Source organism: Sporolactobacillus shoreae (genome assembly GCF_004684935.1).
GTDB lineage: Bacteria > Bacillota > Bacilli > Bacillales > Sporolactobacillaceae > Sporolactobacillus > Sporolactobacillus shoreae.
On record NZ_SRJD01000004.1, the window covers coordinates 200,451 to 222,271 of the forward strand.

The 21,821-nt window shown below is 46.6% G+C and carries 20 protein-coding genes and 1 other annotated feature; all 20 genes read left to right on the top strand.

Annotation, left to right across the window (positions count from 1 at the left end; all coding sequences use genetic code 11):
* Positions 1 to 143 precede the first annotated feature (143 nt).
* The 20 genes from mdh to rplT all read left to right on the top strand — a co-directional run bounded on the left by mdh (position 144) and on the right by rplT (position 21,302).
* Positions 144 to 1,079, top strand: a complete 936-nt coding sequence (gene mdh / locus E4665_RS05665; RefSeq protein WP_135347823.1) for a malate dehydrogenase — start codon at positions 144 to 146, stop codon at positions 1,077 to 1,079.
* A 256-nt stretch (positions 1,080 to 1,335) separates the two neighbouring features.
* Positions 1,336 to 2,271 (top strand): phosphate ABC transporter substrate-binding protein, encoded by a 936-nt coding sequence (locus tag E4665_RS05670; protein ID WP_135347824.1) that lies wholly within the window; start codon positions 1,336 to 1,338, stop codon positions 2,269 to 2,271.
* A gap of 119 nt (positions 2,272 to 2,390) precedes the next feature.
* Entirely contained in the window at positions 2,391 to 3,353 is a 963-nt protein-coding gene (gene pstC, locus E4665_RS05675; protein WP_135347825.1) for a phosphate ABC transporter permease subunit PstC, read from the top strand.
* Entirely contained in the window at positions 3,353 to 4,240 is an 888-nt protein-coding gene (pstA, locus tag E4665_RS05680; protein ID WP_135347826.1) for a phosphate ABC transporter permease PstA, read from the top strand. Before pstC ends, pstA begins: the two co-directional genes overlap by 1 nt.
* A 16-nt stretch (positions 4,241 to 4,256) precedes the next feature.
* Positions 4,257 to 5,066, top strand: coding sequence for a phosphate ABC transporter ATP-binding protein PstB (pstB, locus tag E4665_RS05685; protein WP_241654703.1), 810 nt, complete (start codon positions 4,257 to 4,259; stop codon positions 5,064 to 5,066).
* A gap of 108 nt (positions 5,067 to 5,174) precedes the next feature.
* Positions 5,175 to 5,870 carry a response regulator transcription factor gene (locus tag E4665_RS05690; RefSeq protein ID WP_135347828.1) on the top strand — a complete coding sequence of 232 codons (696 nt, stop codon included), beginning with the start codon at positions 5,175 to 5,177 and terminating at the stop codon, positions 5,868 to 5,870.
* Complete coding sequence (pnpS, locus tag E4665_RS05695; RefSeq protein WP_135347829.1) at positions 5,851 to 7,566, top strand: two-component system histidine kinase PnpS; 1,716 nt, start codon at positions 5,851 to 5,853, stop codon at positions 7,564 to 7,566. Before E4665_RS05690 ends, pnpS begins: the two co-directional genes overlap by 20 nt.
* A gap of 66 nt (positions 7,567 to 7,632) precedes the next feature.
* Positions 7,633 to 10,263, top strand: a complete 2,631-nt coding sequence (gene polA / locus E4665_RS05700; protein ID WP_135347830.1) for a DNA polymerase I — start codon at positions 7,633 to 7,635, stop codon at positions 10,261 to 10,263.
* 160 nt (positions 10,264 to 10,423) lie between these two features.
* A complete protein-coding gene (gene mutM, locus E4665_RS05705) occupies positions 10,424 to 11,260 on the top strand; it encodes a DNA-formamidopyrimidine glycosylase (RefSeq protein WP_135347831.1) in 837 nt (278 codons plus the stop codon).
* Positions 11,257 to 11,856, top strand: a complete 600-nt coding sequence (gene coaE, locus E4665_RS05710; RefSeq protein ID WP_174845456.1) for a dephospho-CoA kinase — start codon at positions 11,257 to 11,259, stop codon at positions 11,854 to 11,856. The genes mutM and coaE overlap by 4 nt, the downstream gene beginning before the upstream one ends.
* Positions 11,857 to 11,974: 118 nt before the next feature.
* Complete coding sequence (gene nrdR, locus E4665_RS05715) at positions 11,975 to 12,466, top strand: transcriptional regulator NrdR (protein ID WP_135347833.1); 492 nt, start codon at positions 11,975 to 11,977, stop codon at positions 12,464 to 12,466.
* A 192-nt stretch (positions 12,467 to 12,658) separates the two neighbouring features.
* A complete protein-coding gene (locus E4665_RS05720) occupies positions 12,659 to 14,026 on the top strand; it encodes a replication initiation and membrane attachment family protein (protein ID WP_135347834.1) in 1,368 nt (455 codons plus the stop codon).
* Positions 14,027 to 14,050: 24 nt separating this feature from the next.
* A complete protein-coding gene (gene dnaI / locus E4665_RS05725) occupies positions 14,051 to 14,983 on the top strand; it encodes a primosomal protein DnaI (RefSeq protein WP_135347835.1) in 933 nt (310 codons plus the stop codon).
* A 136-nt stretch (positions 14,984 to 15,119) separates the two neighbouring features.
* Positions 15,120 to 15,935, top strand: a complete 816-nt coding sequence (locus E4665_RS05730) for a putative sporulation protein YtxC (RefSeq protein ID WP_241654704.1) — start codon at positions 15,120 to 15,122, stop codon at positions 15,933 to 15,935.
* Positions 15,936 to 16,288: 353 nt separating this feature from the next.
* Positions 16,289 to 16,531, top strand: coding sequence for a hypothetical protein (locus E4665_RS05735; protein WP_135347837.1), 243 nt, complete (start codon positions 16,289 to 16,291; stop codon positions 16,529 to 16,531).
* Positions 16,532 to 16,774: 243 nt separating this feature from the next.
* Complete coding sequence (locus tag E4665_RS05740; RefSeq protein WP_241654695.1) at positions 16,775 to 17,359, top strand: DJ-1 family glyoxalase III; 585 nt, start codon at positions 16,775 to 16,777, stop codon at positions 17,357 to 17,359.
* An 81-nt stretch (positions 17,360 to 17,440) separates the two neighbouring features.
* Positions 17,441 to 17,677, top strand: a binding site (T-box leader).
* 101 nt (positions 17,678 to 17,778) lie between these two features.
* Positions 17,779 to 19,710: a threonine--tRNA ligase gene (thrS, locus tag E4665_RS05750; protein WP_135347840.1), complete on the top strand. Its 1,932-nt coding sequence runs from the start codon at positions 17,779 to 17,781 to the stop codon at positions 19,708 to 19,710.
* A 316-nt stretch (positions 19,711 to 20,026) separates the two neighbouring features.
* Positions 20,027 to 20,530 carry a translation initiation factor IF-3 gene (infC, locus tag E4665_RS05755; RefSeq protein WP_135347841.1) on the top strand — a complete coding sequence of 168 codons (504 nt, stop codon included), beginning with the start codon at positions 20,027 to 20,029 and terminating at the stop codon, positions 20,528 to 20,530.
* Between the two features lie 73 nt (positions 20,531 to 20,603).
* Positions 20,604 to 20,798 (top strand): 50S ribosomal protein L35, encoded by a 195-nt coding sequence (gene rpmI / locus E4665_RS05760; protein ID WP_135347842.1) that lies wholly within the window; start codon positions 20,604 to 20,606, stop codon positions 20,796 to 20,798.
* A 150-nt stretch (positions 20,799 to 20,948) separates the two neighbouring features.
* On the top strand, positions 20,949 to 21,302 hold the full coding sequence (rplT, locus tag E4665_RS05765; RefSeq protein WP_135347843.1) for a 50S ribosomal protein L20: 354 nt from the start codon (positions 20,949 to 20,951) through the stop codon (positions 21,300 to 21,302).
* The last annotated feature ends 519 nt before the right edge of the window (positions 21,303 to 21,821 follow it).

Here is a 21,821-nt window from a genome sequence, read left to right on the forward strand (position 1 = left end):
CAGAGCCAAATCATAAAATGGAAGAACGAGCCGCGCAGGCAATCCCCAGGCGGGAGTTGGCCTGCATTAGGCTTTTGAAAAGATGAAAGCGTATCCAATTTCAGAAGTGGAGTGTTGAGTCAATAATAAAGGGGGTATTTAAAATGTCGGTTAGTCGCAGAAAAGTCACTGTCGTAGGCGCAGGCTATACAGGGGCAACAACCGCTTTTCTTATCGCCCAGAATGAATTGGCTGATGTGGTGCTTGTGGATATTCCGAAGATGGACGGACCGGCCAGGGGGAAGGCGCTGGACATGCTTGAATCTGCACCGATTCTCGGTTTTGACTCAAAAATCACCGGGACTTCTGAATATGCTGAAACAGCGGATTCAGAAGTTGTGATCATCACAGCGGGAATCGCTCGAAAACCGGGAATGAGCCGGGACGATCTGGTCTCTATCAATGTGGGAATTATGAAAGAAGTGACACGAAATATTGTTAAATACTCTCCAGATTCCACTATTATCGTACTGAGCAATCCGGTGGATGCCATGACCTATACGGTTTACAGAGAATCAGGATTCCCCAGGAACCGTGTGATCGGTCAGTCCGGTGTGCTCGACTCAGCACGTTTCAGGACGTTCATTGCGGAAGAGCTGAAACTTTCTGTTCGTGATGTCACGGGATTTGTCCTTGGCGGTCATGGAGATTCAATGGTTCCTTTGGTCCGCTACTCATACGCGGGCGGCATCCCAGTCGATCGGCTGATTTCTAAAGAGCGAATAGAGGCCATCGTTGACAGAACGAGGAAGGGTGGTGGGGAAATTGTTTCTTTACTCGGGAATGGCAGCGCTTATTATGCCCCGGCGGCAGCTCTTTTCCAGATGGCGGAAGCCATACTGAATGATCAACAGCGTGTTTTGCCCGCCATCGCCTACCTTGATGGCGAATACGGCTATAGCAGCATTTATCTTGGAGTGCCTGTTGTCCTTGGAAAGAACGGAATTGAAAAGATCATAGAGCTAAGCCTGACTAAGGAGGAGAAAGCCGCCTTGGATCGATCGGTGGAGTCGGTTAAAGCGGTACTTGAACTAATTTGACAGAACGCGCAGGTGGCTGATGATTTTCACTAGATGAAAATCATCAGTTTTTTTTTGCGCAAAACCCAAGGTACACGCTATTACTTTCAAAAGGCCTATAGTAGATAAAATGTTTTTCTATTAAATCATATGAATTATTACAACGTTCTCACGCCTTTACAAAAAATTTACATTAGGTTTATATGCCTTTAAAAGTACCGCCTTATTATAAATAGTGCAATAAGGGTACGTTAAAACTGAGGGGGAAAAATTTCTTATGAAAAAGAAAAGTTTGCTTACGATCGGCCTGCTTCTCGCTTTATCTGTCATCCTGGTTCTAGGAGCATGCGGAAGCGGTAGCGCAAGCAGCTCAAGCAGTTCAAGCAGCAGTTCATCAAGCGCGTCTTCAAGTTCAGCCGCACTTTCAGGCAAGCTTACACTTGGTGGCTCCACAGCTCTCCAGCCATTGGCAGCAGAAGCCGCAAAAGAATTTATGGCACAGAATCCTAACGTTCAGATTGATGTCCAGGGCGGGGGTAGCGGTACCGGGCTGAGCCAGGTACAGGCTGGAAACTTTGACATTGGTAACTCTGATATTTTTGCTGAAAAAGGAAAGAACATTGACGCAAAATCACTTACAGACTTTAAAGTTGCTGTTGTTGCTATGACTGCTGCTGTTAACCCTAAAGCAGGTGTAACGAATCTTTCAAAAGCAGATCTTCAGAAAGTTTTCACCGGAAAAGTTACAAACTGGAGCCAGGTTGGCGGAAAAAATGTTAAAATAACATTGGTAAACCGTTCCGCAACTTCAGGTACATTTAAAACGTTTGTTCAGTTCGCTCTGGACGGCAAGACACCAGCTAACGGTATTACACAGGATTCTTCAAACACGGTTAAGAAAATTGTTGCTCAGACTCCTGGCGCTATCGGCTATCTGGCTCTGTCTTACTTCACTCCGAATGATAAATCGGTTGTTGCACTTTCTCTTGATGGTGTACAGGCAACTGAAGCCAATGTCGCTAATGGCAAGTTCCCGGTTTGGGCTTATGAACACATGTATACAAAGGGTACTCCCTCACCACTTGCTAAAGCATTCCTTGACTACATGATGGGCAGCACAGTTCAGAATAAAGACCTTCCGGCTCAGGGTTACATCGCTGTGGACAAGTTGAGTGTTCAGCGCGATGCAACTGGAAAACTGACAACAAAGTAATTAGTGAAAGCTGACTACTTGAAACAACAATAATATGTATAAAACGGCGAAGCGGGATTTGTATTTTACATCCCGCTTACCGTCGTATATATAAGCTAGTAATAAAATGAGGTGCAGAAATGAAAATCGACAAGGCGGTAATCGCTCAAACGCCGGAAAGTTCCCCAAAATCTTCATTACTAAGAGAGAAAGGGTTAATGAAAGGTTTCATTGACCATTATAGTGAGACACGAGGGAAAACAATCATCTACAGTAGCGCTCTTCTTATGATTATTGCGGTGGTAGCGATTACGCTCTTCCTGACAGTGCAAGGATTACGTTCCTTTTTTGTTGACCACATTAACTTTTGGTCGTTTATTACAGGAACGAAATGGAGTTTAGATCAGACCAATGGCGCTTCTTACGGAGCATTCCCCTTTATTTTCGGCTCACTTTCTGTAACACTTCTTGCTGCGGTTTTCGCAACACCTGTTGCAGTGGGGTGTGCCTTGTTTATGGCAGAGATTGCTAAAAAATGGGGTCAGAGAGTTTTACAGCCCATAATAGAAATACTTGTCGGAATACCTTCCGTTGTTTACGGACTCATCGGTTTGTCTGTTATTGTGCCTTTTATGAGAGTCCATTTTGGCGGATCAGGATTTAATCTGCTTGCCGGTTCGCTGGTTGTCGGCATTATGATCTTGCCGACGGTCGCGAGTATTGCTGCTGACAGTCTGCGTGCGGTTCCCGACTCATTGCGTGAAGCATCCTTTGCCATTGGCGGGACGAAATGGCAGACCATCTGGAGGGTGGTCATTCCGGCGGCTGGTTCGAGTATTGTTACGGCAATCATCCTGGGTATGTCAAGAGCCTTCGGTGAAGCTCTTGCGGTTCAAATGGTCATTGGAAATACTTTTCAAATGCCGCACTCGATTTTCGCACCCGCGGCAACTTTGACGACGGTTATTACCGGGAGCATGGGTGATACAACCACAGGAAGTGTATCGAACGATGTTCTTTGGTCACTCGGATTGATTCTGCTTGTCATTTCCTATATATTTATTTTGATTATTCGAATGCTTGCTAAAAGGAGGAATGCGTGATGAGCAGCAAGGTGACTAATAGAATTGCTCTATCACTCATTGTTCTCTGCGCCATTATTATGGCCGGCATACTTGCTGCACTGCTCGGCTACATCTTAGTCAATGGTGTGACAAGTATTTCCTGGCATTTTCTGACTTCAGAATCTGATCCGTTTCTAGCTGGAGGAGGAATCAAGGATCAGCTCTGGAATTCATTTTATGTGCTGATCATCACGATGATTCTGACCGTCCCGATTGGAACGAGCGGCGGTATCTATCTTGCGGAGTACGCCAAGCCTGGCAAACTGACTTCTTTCATCCGTTCCTGCGTGGAAGTACTTGCTTCTCTGCCTTCCATTGTCGTAGGTATGTTCGGCATGCTGATTTTTGTCAATTATTTTCAGTTTAGATTTTCTGTCCTTTCAGGTGCACTTGCACTTACCGTATTCAACCTTCCTGTCATTGTGCGTGTAACGGAAGATGGTTTCCATTCCCTGTCTTCCCATCAGAAAGAAGGGGGTCTCGCCCTCGGCCTTACTCATTGGCATACGATTAAAACGATTCTTCTTCCAGCAGCTTTTCCAAGCATACTAACAGGGATCATCCTTTCTGCAGGCAGGGTTTTCGGTGAATCGGCAGCTTTACTGTTCACTGCCGGTATGTCTACTCCAAATCTGAATTTTACAAACTGGAATCCTGCTTCACCGACTTCACCACTGAACATGTTTCGCTCGGCCGAGACACTTTCAGTGCACATTTGGGCGGTGAATACTTCAGGTATTATTCCGGATATTCAGACAGTCGCCAACGGATCGGCAGCTGTCCTTGTCATCTGCGTCCTGCTTTTCAACTTGCTCGCACGCGGCCTTGGAAAAGTAATAAACAATAAATTATCAGGTAAATCATAAGGGGGAGAATTGAATGATGATTCAACTGGACACCAATATCGCAAACTTTACCAATGATAAAGGCGAAGAGACTCCGGTACAGATAGAAGTTAAGGACGTTAATATTTTTTACGGCAGCAACCACGCAGTTAAAGATGTGAACATGCCGATACATGAAAAATCGATTACGGCACTAATTGGACCTTCTGGCTGTGGCAAATCAACGTTTATACGCACAATTAATCGGATGAACGATCTGATACCTATTGCTAGATGTGAAGGAAACATTCTTTATCGTGATAATAATATTTTAAATCCAAAAATCGATGTCGTTCAGCTTCGCAAAGAAATCGGAATGGTTTTTCAGCAACCGAATCCGTTTCCAAAATCGATCAGTGAAAATATTCAGCTTCCTTTGAAATTTGCAGGCATGCGTAATAAAAAGATTCTGAAAGAAACAACTGAGAATTGTCTGAAAGAGGTAGGCCTCTGGGATGAAGTGAAAGACAGGCTCGACCATTCGGCGACAGGGCTGTCTGGAGGCCAGCAGCAGCGCTTGTGCATTGCAAGAGCTCTTGCGCTGAAACCCAGCGTGATCCTTCTCGATGAACCGACATCAGCACTTGACCCTGTTTCTACTTCGAAGATTGAAGAGTTGCTTCTCAGACTGAAGAAAGATTATACGATTGTTATCGTCACGCACAATATGCAGCAGGCTGCCCGAATTGCCGATTATACAGCTTTCTTCTATCAGGGCGAGCTTGTTGAATTCGGGCTGACAAGAAATCTATTTACTCATCCCGAGAAAAAGAGCACCGCTGACTATATTTCTGGCCGGTTTGGATAATCCGAGCCTCGTCAAAGAGTTCGGATAAGCTGGAGACCGCAGCTTTGGCCTGCCAGCATGATTTTGAAGAACAGCGATGATTTCAGGAAACAGGCATGGAGGCGTATTATGGCAAAAAAGATTCTAGTCGTTGATGATGAACCGTCCATCGTAACATTGCTTTCCTTTAACCTGAAGAAGGCGGGTTATGATGTGATCTCGGCAGGAACGGGAACGGAAGTCCTGCCGATTGTCCAGGAACAGCATCCGGATTTAATTGTGCTGGACCTGATGCTTCCGGAGATGGATGGCATGGATGTGTGCAAAAAGCTTCGACAGGAGTTTATTTATATACCGATAATTATGCTGACAGCCCGCGATGATGAACTCGACAAAGTTCTGGGCCTGGAACTGGGCGCTGATGACTACATGACAAAACCATTTAGTCCGCGTGAAGTTGTGGCGCGTGTCAAAGCAATATTCAGACGATCGGAACTGGGTCATCAGGAGCAGAATGAGGTACTCGTGTCAGGGGATTTAAAAGTATACCCCAATAAATTTGAGGCGATGTTCAAGGACAAGGAAATGCTTCTGACGCCTAAGGAGTTTGAATTGCTCGTCTACATGATGAAGCACAAGGGCAGAGTGCTGACGCGTGAACAGCTGCTCAATGCCGTCTGGAATTATGACTTTGCCGGTGACACACGTATCGTTGATGTCCATGTCAGCCATCTGAGAGAGAAAATTGAAGACGTGACACGAAAACCACTCTATATTAAGACAGTACGAGGGTTGGGTTATAAACTTGAAGAACCAAAGGCTTGAAGTCAGACAGTGGATCCGTTGGGGTTTTGTTATTTTTTGCCTGCTTTTCACGATTTATGTTTCGGACCAGGTAATACAGGTTGCCTGTGCACAGCAGGACCGTCAGCAGATGAATGACCGTTCGGAATGGATTAAAGCCATAGCGGTCCGCAATGACAGCCTGGATTTATCCTTAATTCGCGGCGCGTTAAGTCAGTATGCAGAAAAAGAAAAACTCAGAATAGCGATTTACGGCTCGGATCATCAATTGAAGTATTCTAATGTTAGCAGCAAGAGTGCCAATTTACCTGACAAATGGAAAACGTTCAGACTGACGGAACATTCCGCGGGTTACATAACGCCAATCAAAGCAGGGCAGAAAACAATCGGTTATCTGGAGCTCGAGGGTTCCAGGACTGTTATTGTCGGTTTGAACCTGCTCTATTGGTTTCTCTTTCTTTTTGGTGTCGGGATGCTTTTCTACAGGGACTTTCTTGTGCTTTCCTATAGAAATCCCGTCCGGTTCGCTGCGAGAATGGCTGAGAACATTCTGGATGGCAAATACAATATGATTGCTTCAAACAGTGAGCGACATGAAAGCGTGCTTCGGCTGAATCTCGCCATGAACAGGCTTTCCGAGTCTCTGCATGAAATCAGTCGTTCCTATGCCAATCAGAGGGACAGTATGGAAACTCTGATTGAAAATATCGGAAATGGCCTGATTTTCATTGATGGGAATGGCAGGATTGAGTACGTCAATCAGACGTTTAAGGAAGACTTTAAAACGGACGCGGGCCACTGGGAACTGGCGGATTATCATGAGGTCATTCCTTATGATGAAGTCAATGTAATGATCTCTGAGGTATTCCGGTCAAGGGAAAGGATGACGCGTCAGATCCAGCTGCCCATCCATATTGAGCGGAAACATTTCGACGTTTCCTGTGCACCGATTCTGGATAAACGCAAAAAGGTCAGAGGCATTGTTGTTGTTTTTCATGACATCACAGGTATCAAAAAGCTTGAGAATATGCGCAAGGATTTTGTAGCTAATGTTTCACATGAACTCAAAACACCGATTACCTCTCTGATTGGTTTTACTGAAACCCTTCTTGACGGCGCAAAAGATGATAAACAGATGGAAGAACAATTTCTTAATATCATGCTCCATGAGGCGAGGCGGCTTCAGAGTCTGGTCAAGGATCTGCTTGAACTCTCCAAGATTGAGCGTGAACATTTTACAATTGACTGGCAGACAGTCTCTCTTTCCAGATTGCTGGACGCAGTTCTGCTGATTTTCAAAGAAAAAGCGCGGGAGAAAAAGATTGACATAAGAAGAACCCGGGGAGAGGAAGGCTGGGCTCTGGGCGATCCATATCGGATCCGCCAGATTATGATCAATTTAATAACTAATGCTATTGTCTATACACCGGAAAAAGGCACAATCACTCTATCTGTGAAAGAAATAGCTAACTATTCACAGTTTATTATTTCAGATAATGGCATTGGAATTGAAAAGGACCAGATTCCCAGAGTGTTCGAGCGTTTTTATCGGGTGGACAAAGCCAGAAGTAGGGATTCAGGCGGAACAGGGTTGGGCCTTGCCATTGTAAAACATCTTGTTGAAGTGCATGAAGGCCATATTGATGTTGAAAGCGAGCCGGGAAATGGCACGACGTTTGTGATCTCATTCAGGAAAACAACACCGCCGATTGGATAATTCATACTCCATGCTATAGAATATAAGTAAAGAACGGTGCGTTGTTCGTGTCCCGGGAGGTCAGTCATGAAGAAACTCGTCTTAATTGATGGCAATAATGTGGTTTATCGCGCTTTTTTCGCACTCCCTTTGCTAAGCAACAATCAGGGAATGTATACGAACGCTGTTTATGGATTTACGACAATGCTTATGAAAATCATTGCCGAGGAGAAGCCGACGCATATTTTGGTAGCTTTTGATGCGGGAAAAACGACTTTCAGGCATGAAACTTATAAAGAATATAAGGGCGGGAGGCAAAAAACGCCTCCCGAGCTCTCTCAGCAGTTTCCTTTTGTTTATGAACTGCTGGATACGATGGGCATCAAACGTTATGATCTGGAGAATTATGAAGCGGATGATATCGTCGGTACTCTGTCTCAAAGAGCGCAACAGGAAGGATTCACTGTCAGAATTGTAACGGGGGATAAGGATTATCTCCAGCTGGTTGGTGATCATGTCAATGTATCCCTGATTAAAAAAGGGATTACTGATACGGTCGACTATGATTCGGATCAGGTAAGAGAGCGCTATGGCATTGAGCCTGCGGGTGTCATTGACTTAAAAGGACTGATGGGCGACGCCTCCGACAATATTCCCGGTGTTCCCGGTGTCGGTGAAAAGACCGCAATCAAATTGTTGAGCCAGTTTGGAAGCGTTGAGGGCGTTTATGAGCACATTGACGATGTCTCAGGTAAGAAGCTCAAAGAAAACCTGGAAAATAATCAGGATCAGGCTCTGATGAGCAAAAAGATTGCTACCATTGATCGCGATTCGCCGATCAGCATTACGGCTCAGGACTGTGTTTTTGAAAATCAAGTAACACCTGAACTAATCGATCTTCTGCATGAACTGGGGTTCCAGTCCCTTCTGGACAAGTTGGATATTCCGCAGAAGGAGCATGACGAGGCGCGGGTGGCCGAAGTTCAGGTCATTGCCGTGAGCAAATTTCGTCCGGGACAGCTGGTTTCGCCGAGTTCATTGATCGTCGGCATGCTTGATGAAAATTATCACTATGGAAAAATTATCGGTTTCGCCGTTTCAAATGCAACCGGAACCTATTTTATACAGACGGAAAAAGGACTTCAGGATCCTTGTTTCAGGGAATGGCTTTCCGATGACAAAAGAGAAAAGATTGTCCTTGACAGCAAGCAGGCGGAAGTAGCCCTCAGATGGCAGGGGATTCAGCTTAATGGCGTGACATTTGACACCCGTCTCGCATTCTATCTGATCGACCCTTCGGAAGCAGGTGAGGATCTGGCGATTCTCGCCGGAAAACGCGGCATTTCAAATATGGAAACAAATGAAGCCTTTTATGGAAAGGGTGCCAAACGTCAGGTGCCGGAAGGGGATGCCCAGGCGCAGCATCTTGGTGAACGTGCGGAAGCACTGCTGAGGCTGAAACCAAAACTGATTGAAGAGCTTAAAAATAACCAACAGGAACAGTTGCTTTTTGATCTGGAAATGCCTTTGGCCCGAGTTTTGTCAAAAATGGAATTTACCGGGGTTAAAACAAGCGGTGAAACATTAACCTCAATGGGTGCAGAGCTTGATCGCACGCTCAGCGAGATTGAGAAGGACATATACCAGATGGCGGGCGTCACCTTTAATATCAACTCACCGAAACAGCTCGGGGAAATCCTCTTTGAAAAGCTTCAGCTTCCCGCCGTGAAAAAAACGAAAACCGGTTATTCCACGGCAGCAGATGTGCTGGAGAAGCTTCGAGGACGTCATGAAATCATTGATCGGATTCTGGATTTCCGGCAGCTTGGCAAGCTAAAATCGACATATGTCGAGGGCCTTCTGAAAGTGATTCACCCGCATACGGGGAAAATTCATACCATTTATAATCAGGCCCTGACCCAGACTGGCCGTCTAAGTTCAACCGATCCTAACCTGCAGAATATTCCGATCCGCCTTGAAGAAGGGCGGAAAATACGCAAAGCTTTTTTACCCTCGGAACCGGGATGGCAGATGTTTTCTGCCGATTATTCTCAGATTGAACTGCGTGTACTCGCGCATATAGCAGGTGACGCAAACCTGCAGCAGGCGTTTATTGAAGGGATGGACATTCATACAAAAACAGCGATGGATGTTTTTGGTGTTTCGAAAGAGGATGTGACACCACTGATGCGCCGGCATGCGAAAGCGGTCAACTTTGGCATTATCTACGGAATCAGTGATTATGGACTGTCCCAGAATATCGGGATTACACGGAAGGAAGCCGGGCGTTTTATTGAAACTTATTTGAAGAGCTATCCAGGCGTTAGGCAGTACATGGAGAATATTGTGAAAAAAGCCAGGGATGAAGGATTTGTGACGACGCTTCTGAATCGCCGTCGCTATCTTCCGGATATCAAAAGCCATAATTTCAATACCCGCAGTTTTGCCGAACGCACCGCGATGAACACACCGATTCAGGGCAGCGCCGCGGATGTGATCAAGCTGGCAATGATCCAGATGAACCGCCGCCTTCAAGAGGAACAACTAGATTCAAGGATGCTGCTTCAGGTTCACGATGAATTGATTTTCGAAGTTCCTGAAGATGAGATTGCCGTGATGAAAAGAATCGTTCCTGAGGTGATGGAGAATGCCATACAGCTCAGAGTGCCACTGAAAGTAGAATGTGCCTTCGGGCCAACCTGGTATGATGCTAAATAATGGACGGATCTTGTAAAAACAGGGAAATAGCTGCTATCCGCTTGCGGCTTTTCTCTGTTTGTATCTAATCTGTAATACGGTGACCCTGAAAAGCTTCAGTAAGCAGAAACAGGGGACTGCTGTAGATTAAAAAGAAATAATTTTAAAGGGGAAATTTTTCGTGCCGGAATTACCTGAAGTAGAAACGGTCAGGCGGACGCTGAGTGAGCTGGTGATCGGGAAAAAAGTTAAAAGTGTCGAGATAAGGTGGCCGAATATCATTCGCCGCCCGAGCGATGTCCGTCAATTTGCCGATTTGCTGAGTGGAGAGACCATTCGGCAAATCGGACGGAGGGGAAAATTCCTGCTTCTTTGTTTTGACGATGAAGTCCTTGTTTCCCATCTGAGGATGGAAGGGAGGTACCGACTGGACCCCGAAGAGGTACCTGTCGATCCTTACACCCATGTGCTTTTTCATTTTACAGACGGTACGGCGCTTCGCTATCGCGATGTCCGTAAGTTCGGCACGATGCACTTATTTCGAAAGGGCGAGGAATGGAACAGCCTTCCGCTGAAACGACTCGGTCCGGAACCTTTTTCTCCGGAGTTCACAGTAAAGGCACTCGCTTTAGCTTGCCAAAGCACGAAGAGGGCCATTAAGTCTCTCTTGCTGGATCAGTCGGCAGTTGTCGGGCTTGGTAATATTTATGTTGACGAGACCCTTTTCCGTGCCCGCATCCATCCATTGACGCCAGCAGATGAATTGACAAATTACAAAATTACTGCGCTGCGTCAGGCCATAATCGCCACATTAAGTGAAGCTGTGGAACTGGGTGGAAGCAGTGTGAGGACCTTTGTGAACAGTCAGGGACACATGGGTCTTTTTCAGCAAAAGCTGCAGGTGTACGGGCGGGAGGGGCTGCCTTGTGTCCGGTGCGGAAATCCTATTGAAAAAATAAAGGTAGGCGGCCGCGGGACGCACTTCTGCCCGAACTGCCAGAAGAGAAGGAAGAAATAATGCTGAGGATCGGACTGACGGGTGGGATTGCCAGCGGCAAAAGCACTGTGTCGGACTGGCTGAGAAACAACCACTTTCCCTTGGTAGATGCCGACCGGATCGCTCGCGAGGTGGTCGCCCCCGGAGAACCGGGGTTGCAGAAAATTGTCGAAGCCTTCGGCAGAAGAATATTGCTTGAGGATGGGTCATTGGACCGGGCACAGCTGGGTGAATTGATTTTTCATCATGAAGACCTGAGACAAAGCCTTAATTCGATCATTCATCCATTGATCCGTTCACGGATGCGCAAACAGTTGGAAACTTTTGAGAAAGAAGGTGCTCCTGTTGTCTTCCTGGATGTACCGCTTTTTTTCGAAGGTTCGTTTGAAGGCTGGACAGACAAGACGATTGTCGTTTACGTTACGGAAAGCAACCAGCTCAGGAGGCTGATGGCGAGAAACAACCTGACAGAGGCGGAAGCAATGGCGCGGATCAAGTCTCAGATGCCACTTGAGGAAAAGAAAAAACGGGCGAGCGCTGTGATCAATAATAACGGAACGATCCGGGAATCAGAAGATCAGCTGATCAGGATATTAAAGCAATGGGGAATCAAATGACTTTGAATTCAATTATCGTGAAGCTTTGAGAAATTCCGGATCAGGCGACTGCTTTTCATCCGCTCTCTGTTAGGATAAAATAGAGCTATCATCGAAAACTGCGATTGAGGTGGGTAATATGCGCTGTCCAAGCTGTAAAAAAGATGGGACCAAGGTGCTGGACTCTCGTCCTGTGAACAGCGGAAGGGCGATCCGCAGGCGTAGAGAATGTGAGTTCTGCCACTATCGCTTTACCACATTTGAAAAAGTTGAAGAAATTCCGCTTGTCGTTGTTAAAAAAGAAGATGCCCGCGAAGCTTTCAGCCGGGATAAAATTCTGCGCGGCTTAATCAAAGCTTGTGAAAAGCGCCCCGTCCCGCTAGAGGAACTGGAACGCATCGCTAATCGAGTTGAGAAGGCACTTCGTGATGACGGACGTTCTGAAGTCAACAGCCATGAAATCGGCGAGCTGGTGATGAATGAACTGGCAAAAGTGGACGAGGTCGCTTACGTCCGCTTTGCGTCCGTTTACAGGCAATTCAAAGACATCAATGTCTTTGCGCGGGAAATTCAGGAACTCAAGGATCAGCTCGAAACGGAAAAAAACAATAGAAAAAGTTCTAAGGAATAGGCTAAGTTTAAATTTAATGTTGTTTTTGCCCCTCCGTTGTTGGAGCGAACGACTGGAGCGAAAAACGACAGACTGTTTAACAAAGCCAAGAAATAAGATAAACGAAACCCTATAGAGAGTAAAATGTATTTCAAAACGAATAATCTTTGCATGGTCTAGTATGTGACGGAGATGAGGGAGGAGGAGACGGGCATGATCCAATCCTGGAAGGAAGTTTTGCCGGGCGACAGATACGAAGTCAGGATGGCGGGACTGCTTTATTTTTATGATCAGAAAATCATCACCTGTCTCTATCAGCCGCTCATCGGCATTGAGGCAACCAGCCTTTATTTTACTTTCTGGCAGGAGAAAGATTCCCGGGAAGGGAATTTTTCGGCGACACATCATCAGTTGATGGGATTCATGAATCTTTCACTAGACCGGATATTGAAAGCCAGAAAGAAACTTGAAGCCGTCGGGCTGCTCCGTTCGCTGAAGAAGAGGCACTCGGATCCCGGCTTTTTTATTTACCGGATCTTTCCTCCGCTGAAACCAGATGAGTTTTTTCATGATGCCCTTCTCAGTCCTTTTCTCTTCCATCAGGTCGGTTCCCGAGACTTTGAAAGGCTCAGCAGCCTTTTTGCGGATCACAGCTCGTCTGAAGTAGATTTTGAAGATCTTTCCGTTACTTTCGACGATGTATTTGAGTCCGTGCCGGCGGGTGAAATCAAAGAGGAGGAGCAGCTTGATCCCGGAGAAAAAAAATGGGAAAAGCGTGCCCAATCTGGGTCTTTGCGGTTCAGAAAACCTTTTGATTTCAAAGCACTTAAAAGATATCTCTCAGAGGCCATTCTTCCGGCAGATGCGCTTAACGACGATGTCCGAGCCGACATTGAAAAGCTCGCTTTTGTGTACAATACTGACCCTTTTGATATGAGTCGCGCGGTTGAAACGGCATCGCTTCATACGGGGACGGTTGACAGAGACGCGCTGAGAAAGGAAGTGCGTGATTTCTACCGTCTGGAACACGGAGCGGATGAAATGCCTGCTCTGTATGACCGGACTCAACCGGAGGAGGACCGTGAAATGGCCGGAAGAGAGCTGCAGAGTGAAGAGGAAAGGCTGATCGCCTGGTATGAGACTAGCTCTCCGTATCAGCTTCTGGAGCAACTGGGGCATGGGAGCAAACCTCAGCCACCAGACCTGCGCTTGATTGAGAATCTGATGTTCAGCACGAAACTGAATCCGGGTGTCATCAACGTGCTCATTGACTATATCGTGCAAGTCAACCATAACAATTTAAATAAATCATTTGTTGAAAAAATTGCGGCTCAATGGTCGAGAATGAATGTCCGTACGGTGCGTCAGGCGATGTCGATTGCCCGTGAAGAGAGACGCAAACGGCAGGAACCGGTTTCCAGCAAAAACGATGCACCCAGGCGAAGAGTTTCTGAACGCGGGCATCAGGAAATCGTTCCGGAGTGGATGAATGGAGACGGCCATGTTAATCGTACGGAGGCGCCTGATGAAGAAGCAAAGAAAAGAGCAAAATGGCTGGATGATTATTTAAACAGTATCTGATCGGAACATTAGGGGGGTGAGACAATGGAGCCGATTAAATCGCTGATTCAGGATATGGCAGGCCGACGCGACGTACGGGCTGAACATGACCGTATCATGGCGGGACTGAAGGAAAATTCAAGAATCCGCAGCTTTTCCGAAAAAAATCCGCAGATTGGGATTGAAGAGTGGGAAAGGCATCTTCCCAGACTCTATCAGTTTGCCGAGGAATGGGAGCATTGCGATCACTGCCCGGGCCTTGAAAATTGTCCGAATATGATGGCAGGTTACAGGCCCGTCCTGATGAATGACAAGGGAAGCCTGACGCTGACATTCTCCCCCTGTCCCTTGTTGCTGGATCGGGAAGTAAAAAAACGGCAGAGTGAACTGATCAGAAGTTATTATGTTCCTAAGGACATTCTCCGCGCGACATTTAAAAACATCGATAAACTGGAAAAGGGGCGCCAGCTTGCATTGAAAGCTGCGGGCGACTTCGTCCGCTCTTATTTGAACAAACCTGAAGAGGCTAAGGGGCTTTATCTCTGCGGACAGTTTGGTGTTGGAAAGACCTACCTGATGGGGGCTGTCATGAACAGTCTGGCTGAAAGCCGGCACGCTGGCTCACTGATTGTCTACACGCCCGATTTTTTCAGAGAAATCAAAGGCGCCATTCAGGATAATACGGTAGATCAGAAACTGGATGTCCTGAAGAAGGTGCCGATACTGATTCTGGATGATATCGGCGCCGAGACGATGACGCCATGGATCCGCGATGAAGTGCTGGGCAGCATTTTGCAATATCGGATGATGGAGCATCTCCCGACTTTATATACTTCCAATTTTAATTATGATGAGCTAGAAGACCATTTCGCTTATTCTCAGAAAAGCGGTGTCGAGAAAGTAAAAGCGAAGCGGCTTATGGAACGGATCCGCCATTTCACAACGCTTGTTAAAATGGACGGAACAAACCGCAGATAACTGATCATACATATCAGCCGCAGATCTGTTGCGGTTCTTTTTTTTGCCTAAGACGATGATTCGCCGCATGATCCGCAGCTTTCCCCCATATAGTGGTTATAAAGAATAGGACGGGGAGGATAAGCGATTGGAGATCGTGTTCGAAACGGCACAGGAAGCAGTAGATCTTTATCGGGAATTGCCTGCTGTTTTCAGGCAGGAGGCTGGCGTTCTCCTGATCAACAGCCGATTGGTGATATTTCCTGCGACAGAAGCGGATTTCGGAGAACTGGCTTTTTTAATATCCCGCTTTATCATTGAAAAGTTTGAAAGAAAATGGCTGCTTGATATTATTGAAAATCAATATTTTTTTTCAGAACCTGAGGAGAAAATCGAGATTCTCAGCATCATTACGGCGATCTTCGCTGGTGAGAAAAATGATCTTCCGCAGACGGGCACCCTTCCGGACAAACGGCAACTGATTATTGAATCGCTGGATGGCATTCTCTCAGAACACAGCACGTTTACTTTTCAGTCCATCCTTCGGTTCCGGCTGACGGCCTATCGGGAAGTGCTCCGCCAATTTGTGGAGATCGCGATTGACGAGTATAAGCTTGAACAGGAATATCAGGTCTTTATTGATAAGCTGCGGCGGATCATCCGCGCTTACCGGCCACTTTGCGAAAAGATCGAAGTACTTGACGAGCAGCCTTTCAGACTCTATGATGACAGGCACCGGCTGATCAGGAATGTGCAGTCTGTACGCTCTTTTTACCCACTGTTAAAACAATGGGGCATTGAAGCGGAGCCTTCAATCATACTGACCCTGATTGCTCTGGCACCCAAACAGGTGATTGTTTACACAGATCGTCCGGAACACAGTATCATGCGGACACTTCATCAGGTCTTTGAAGACCGGGTATGTTTTCTCCCAGGGGACTTTCATGCTGAAAACGAGGCCGGCCTTCAGTAAAATGGGCTGATTTAAGGGTTTACAAAGAAAGTTTTTCCATGTATACTTTAAAAGTACGATTTAGAACTTTAAGGAGGTCATCAGGATATGTTGATGATTCAAAGAACAGCTTATTCAGCAATTGCATATCGCTTTATGATGGCCTCGGCAATGACAGGTTCATTTCGTTAATTTTGCAATCCCAAATATGAACTGAAACCAGCCGTAGGTCGAGAACTGACTGCGGTCTTTTTGTGCCCTTTTTTAAAAAGACCGTTCAGACAGATTGCCCTGCGGTTTTTTTGTGCATATAAAGCCCGCCCCGTTGCGGAGCGCTTTTATATAAATATGACATTGAATTGGAGGAGAAAAAAATGCAGACATTGCTTGCAAAGGAGAACCAAAGTTTTGCAGGAAAGGGATTTTTGAAAGAAACAATCCCGCGACAGAAAGGAGGGATACGTATGCTAAGTATTAACTTTTTTGCGCTGAACCTGACTGTTTCAGTCCGGCAGCATAAACCATCACCAAGCCGCTATGAAGATATGCGCCGAATCGACTCGCTCAAGGACGACATGCTGACCAGGCGTGTGGCTTACTCCCGACATATCCGCTGACAGATTCAAAAAAATTCACACCAACAGGAGGAGAAGAATATGTTGATCAACATATTTGCAACATCTAAATCAAATGGGAACGAGCAGGAGCAGAGTATCCTTAACCGGTAATTGCCGGCAGTCATTAGGCTGCCGGCTTTTTTTTGCATTGGGATACGCGATTTGCCGCGATATCTGACCTTTGTCACGCCACTTCTTATTATGCTACGATAGGGATAACGAAATTTTTTACAACAGGAGGCGATGGGCTTGAAGAGAATTCTGGTCCTGCTTGCGGAAGGTTTTGAAGAAACTGAAGCGGTTACCGTGATTGATGTATTGAGAAGAGGCGGTGTCGAAGTCGTACTCTGTTCGCTTGGCGATGCGCTTGTTGAGGGGTCGCGGCATATCGTGATTCAGGCGGATACAACAATTGATAGTGATGGGCTGACTGACTTTGACGGTATTTATCTTCCCGGCGGTGCAAAAGGCGCGGCCACATTGCGGGACGATGAGAGGGTCCAAAAACTGATCCGTTTTTATAAAGACAACATGAAAAAGGTTGCGGCAATTTGTGCGGCTCCGATCGCTCTTGAACGTGCCGGAATATTGAAGGGCGAGAAAGTAACAAGTAATCCGGATTTCCGCAGTCACATTAAAGATGCGGATTACTCTGAGGATCCTGTTGTTGTCTCCGGGAATATTATTACTTCGCGTGCGGCGGGAACAGCGCTTCCGATCGGGCTGGAGATTCTTCGCCAGATGGGTCTGGAAGAAGAAGCGGCTCAGGTCAGCCGTGACATGCTTTTTGACTTTCTGATGGAAAACCGGGATAAAGTCAAGGCTTAAAATAGATCGCACGTGGGCGGGATCCTGAAGCACTTGATTTTCATCTGTAGGCGTCCTATAATCGGAATATACTTTGATAGAAGATCGGTGAGGATGAGGACATGGATCTTCCAGTGCTGTTTGCAGAGAGGGAACGCTGGTGCGAGTTCCTGGCGGCACGGAGGATTTACCACCTCTGAACTTTGGCGGAGAACTCGAAGTACCTGCCAACGGGTTTTTCCCGTTATAAAAAATCTTGAGCTGTTTCAGCATGGTACGATGAATGGATTGCTGAAGCAGGAACAAGGGTGGAACCACGAGAAAGCACTCGTCCCTTTTTTAGGGACGGATGCTTTTTTTATTGCCGGATTTAGCCTTCCATCAATCACCCATTCTTTCGAAGAATTCGTTGCACGATTCATAAAAAAGGAGTGTTTTAAATGTCGGAGATTCACATTACGTTTCCGGACCAGAGTGTTAAAGCGTTTGAGTCCGGCGTTACAACTGAGGACATTGCCGGCTCGATCAGCACAGGATTGAAGAAACAGGCGCTCGCCGGAAAGTTCAATGATCAGCTTATTGATCTCAGGCGTCCGCTGAAGGAGGATGGCACGCTGGAAATCTTAAAAGCAGGCGATCCGGATATTCTTCAGATGATGCGGCATACGACAGCACATGTGATGGCCCAGGCGATCCGCAGAATATACGGGAAAGTCCGGTTTGGCGTCGGTCCCGCGATCAAGGACGGTTTCTACTATGACATTGATCTGGATCAGAATCTGACTCCTGAAGATCTGCTGAAAATTGAGAAGGAAATGAAGAAAATCATTTCGGAAAATCTGGAGATCAAGCGGGAAGAGGTCAGTCGTGAAGAGGCAATTCGCCGATTTAAAGAAGCCGGAGACGAATTGAAGGTTGAACTGATCGGTGATATTCCGGAAGGTGAAAAGATTACGATTTATTCACAGGGCGAATACTTTGACCTGTGCCGTGGTCCACATCTTCCGTCAACAGGAAAAATAAAAGCTTTCAAGCTGATGACCATATCCGGTGCATACTGGCGCGGCAACAGCGACAACGAGATGCTGCAACGTATCTATGGAACAGCGTTTCCAAGCCAGAAAGATCTGGAGGATTATCTCCATTTTCGTGAAGAGGCGCAGAAAAGGGATCACCGCAAACTCGGTAAACAACTCGGCCTTTTTATGTTTTCTGAAGAAGCGCCGGGCATGCCTTTCTATCTGGCGAATGGGCAGATTATCCGCACAGAACTGGAAGATTTCTCTCGCGAACTGCAGCGTCAGGTTGATTATGAAGAAGTGCGCACGCCTCTGATGATGAATCAGAGATTGTGGGAGAATTCCGGACACTGGGACCACTATCATGAAAACATGTATTTCACGAAAGTGGACGACGTCAACTACGCGTTGAAACCAATGAACTGTCCGGGGCACATGCTCATCTATAAAGACACACTGCATTCTTACCGCGATCTGCCGATACGGATTGCCGAATTCGGCCAAGTTCACCGCCATGAACTCAGCGGCGCGCTGAACGGTATGCTGCGTGTCCGCACATTTTGCCAGGATGACGCACACATTTTTGTCCGTCCGGATCAGATTGAAAGTGAAATCAAGAACATCTTCCAGCTGATCAGCAAGATTTACAGTACATTTGGTTTCGAGTATACGGTTGAACTTTCGACACGCCCTGAAGACCACATGGGAAGCATTGAAATGTGGGATCAGGCGGAAGCCGCTCTAAGCCGCGTCCTGAAGTCGATCGACATGCCGTACACCATTAACGAAGGCGACGGCGCGTTCTACGGCCCGAAGATTGATTTCCACATTAAGGATGCAATCGGACGGAGTCACCAGTGTGCGACGATCCAGCTTGATTATCAGATGCCAGAGAAGTTTGATCTGACCTATATTGATGAAAATAACGAAAAGGTACGCCCGGTCGTTATTCACCGCGCGATCTACGGCTCACTCGACCGGTTCTTCGCGATATTGATTGAGCACTTTGCGGGCGCATTTCCGACCTGGCTGGCTCCCGTACAGGTTGAACTGATCCCGGTTGCGGACGTTCATCTGGATTATATTGCTAAGCTGGAACATGATCTGAAGATGGCCGGTATCCGGGCTCATTCGGACCGTCGCGCGGAAAAACTTAATTATAAGATCCGGGATGCCCAGACACACAAGATCCCATATACGCTGGTGATCGGCGATCATGAAATCGAAAGCAACGCCGTCAATGTTCGTAAATATGGAGAGAAAGAGACGAGCACCATTCCTTACGAAACATTCAAAGCCGGGATTTTGGAAGAAATTAAGAATCGGGTAACGAAAAAACCTGTTGTAAAATAAGGAGTTTGCAGAGGATGGCGTGAAATTAATTTCACATGCCTTCTTTACAAACACAGATTTATTCTCTACAATTAAATATGCTGATTGATCCTTGCAATATGAGCAGTGACATGCTATAGTGAATAGGTTAATGAATAATGAGTAAAAGCAGAGGCGCCCGGCTTCTCACCTGAACGATGCAGAGATGTTGTTGTCAGGTTTGAATATTTGACTGAATTAGCGATGCGGGCGTTTATGCGCCCGCATTTTTATTATGCTTTTATAGCCAAAGGCTTTGCTCAAATTATTCTGGAGGTGGCTCAATATTAGCAAAGACATGATTGTCAACGAGGGAATCCGTGCTCAGCAGGTCCGTCTGATTGATCAGAATGGGGAACAGCTCGGCATTAAGACCAAGGCGGAAGCATTGGTTATTGCTCAGAATGTCGGCCTTGACTTAGTTATGGTGGCGCCCGGCGCGAAACCGCCAGTATGCCGCGTTATGGACTATGGCAAGTTCCGCTTCGAACAGCAGAAGAAGGATCGGGAAGCCCGCAAAAATCAGAAAGTAATCAGCATCAAAGAAATTCGTTTAAGCCCAAGCATCGAGGATCACGATTTTAATACCAAGATGCGGAACGCAAAGAAGTTTCTTGAAAAAGGCGACAAAGTCAAAGTGTCGGTTCGGTTCAGAGGCCGTGCGATTACGCACTCCGATCTTGGCCGCCAGGTTCTTGAAAAACTTGCTGAAGAATGTGCAGAAGTCAGTGTCGTTGAGGCCAGGCCGAAGATGGAAGGCCGTAGCATGTTCCTTGTGCTGGCCCCAAAAGCCGAGAAGTAAAGAAGTAATCATTGGAGCAAGAGGCAAAGGTTAATCGGCTGCTTTTCGCCGGCTCCGTCGGGAGGAATTTTTCATGCCAAAAATGAAAACACACAAAGGTGCCGCAAAACGCTTCAAGAAAACGGGTACCGGCAAAATGAAACGGAATCACTCATATACAAGCCATATGATGATTCACAAGTCTCAGAAACAAAAGCGCGGACTTCGCAAGAGCACCATCGCAACACCTACTTTAGCGAAAAAAGTCAAGAAAATGATCAACGCTTAATCAGAAGAACGCACCAGGGTTTGATATATTTTTTACGTTTGTCCGATTATTTGGATGAAAAGAGCCGGAAAAAGCAGACAAGCTGATGCCTGAACCTGGCAGTAATTTTTCCCGGATCGTTCGGACGACCTATTTTAGGAGGTTTTTACAATGGCAAGAGTTAAAGGCGGATATGTGACTCGGCGCAGACGCAAAAGAGTGCTCAAACTTGCGAAGGGTTATTTCGGCGCAAAACATAAATTATTTAAGGTAGCACAAGAACAGGTCTTCAAATCACTGACATATGCTTATCGTGACCGCCGTCAGACGAAACGTAATTTCCGCAGACTGTGGATCGCACGTATCAACGCTGCGGCACGTATCAATGGCCTGTCCTACAGCAAACTGATCAATGGCCTGAAAACAGCCGGCATCGAAGTTAACCGCAAGATGCTGGCCGACCTGGCTGTACATGATGAAAAAGCATTTGCGACACTCGCTGAAAAAGCCAAGGCCGCAAAATAATTGAATTTGATAATAAAGAGCGCCTGCTTGAGTCTAAGCAGGCGCTCTTTTTGGTGCGCCCGGCATGGACGACAGCTTGGCGGTGAAAGTCCGCTACAGGCTTGGCAGTAGGAACTGTTAGCCAAGGGCAAGGGTGTCCATCGTGAGGTGGAATCTGAAGGAAGCCGGAGGCAAACTTCTGGGCTGATGAACAAGAACTGCATACTAAGGCTGACTTGAGACGGATAAGCCTGCCAAACAAGGTGAAATCCTATACTGCCCGAACCTCAACCAGTAAATGCAGCAGTCACATGGAAGGAAAGCGGTCGTTCTTACCCGGGGAGATCTTACAGGGGCTTCCGACAAGAGGAAAGCAACTTTCCACAGAAGCAACTGAGCCAGTGATGATTCGGTGAACTGTAAGAAGTCAGCAGATGCCATAGTAGTCCATCAGGACGAAGGGCTGAACAATAGTACTCTCGAAAACAGAGGAGGTGTGAGCGATGCGACAATCACAGACAACATCAAACGATGACTCTC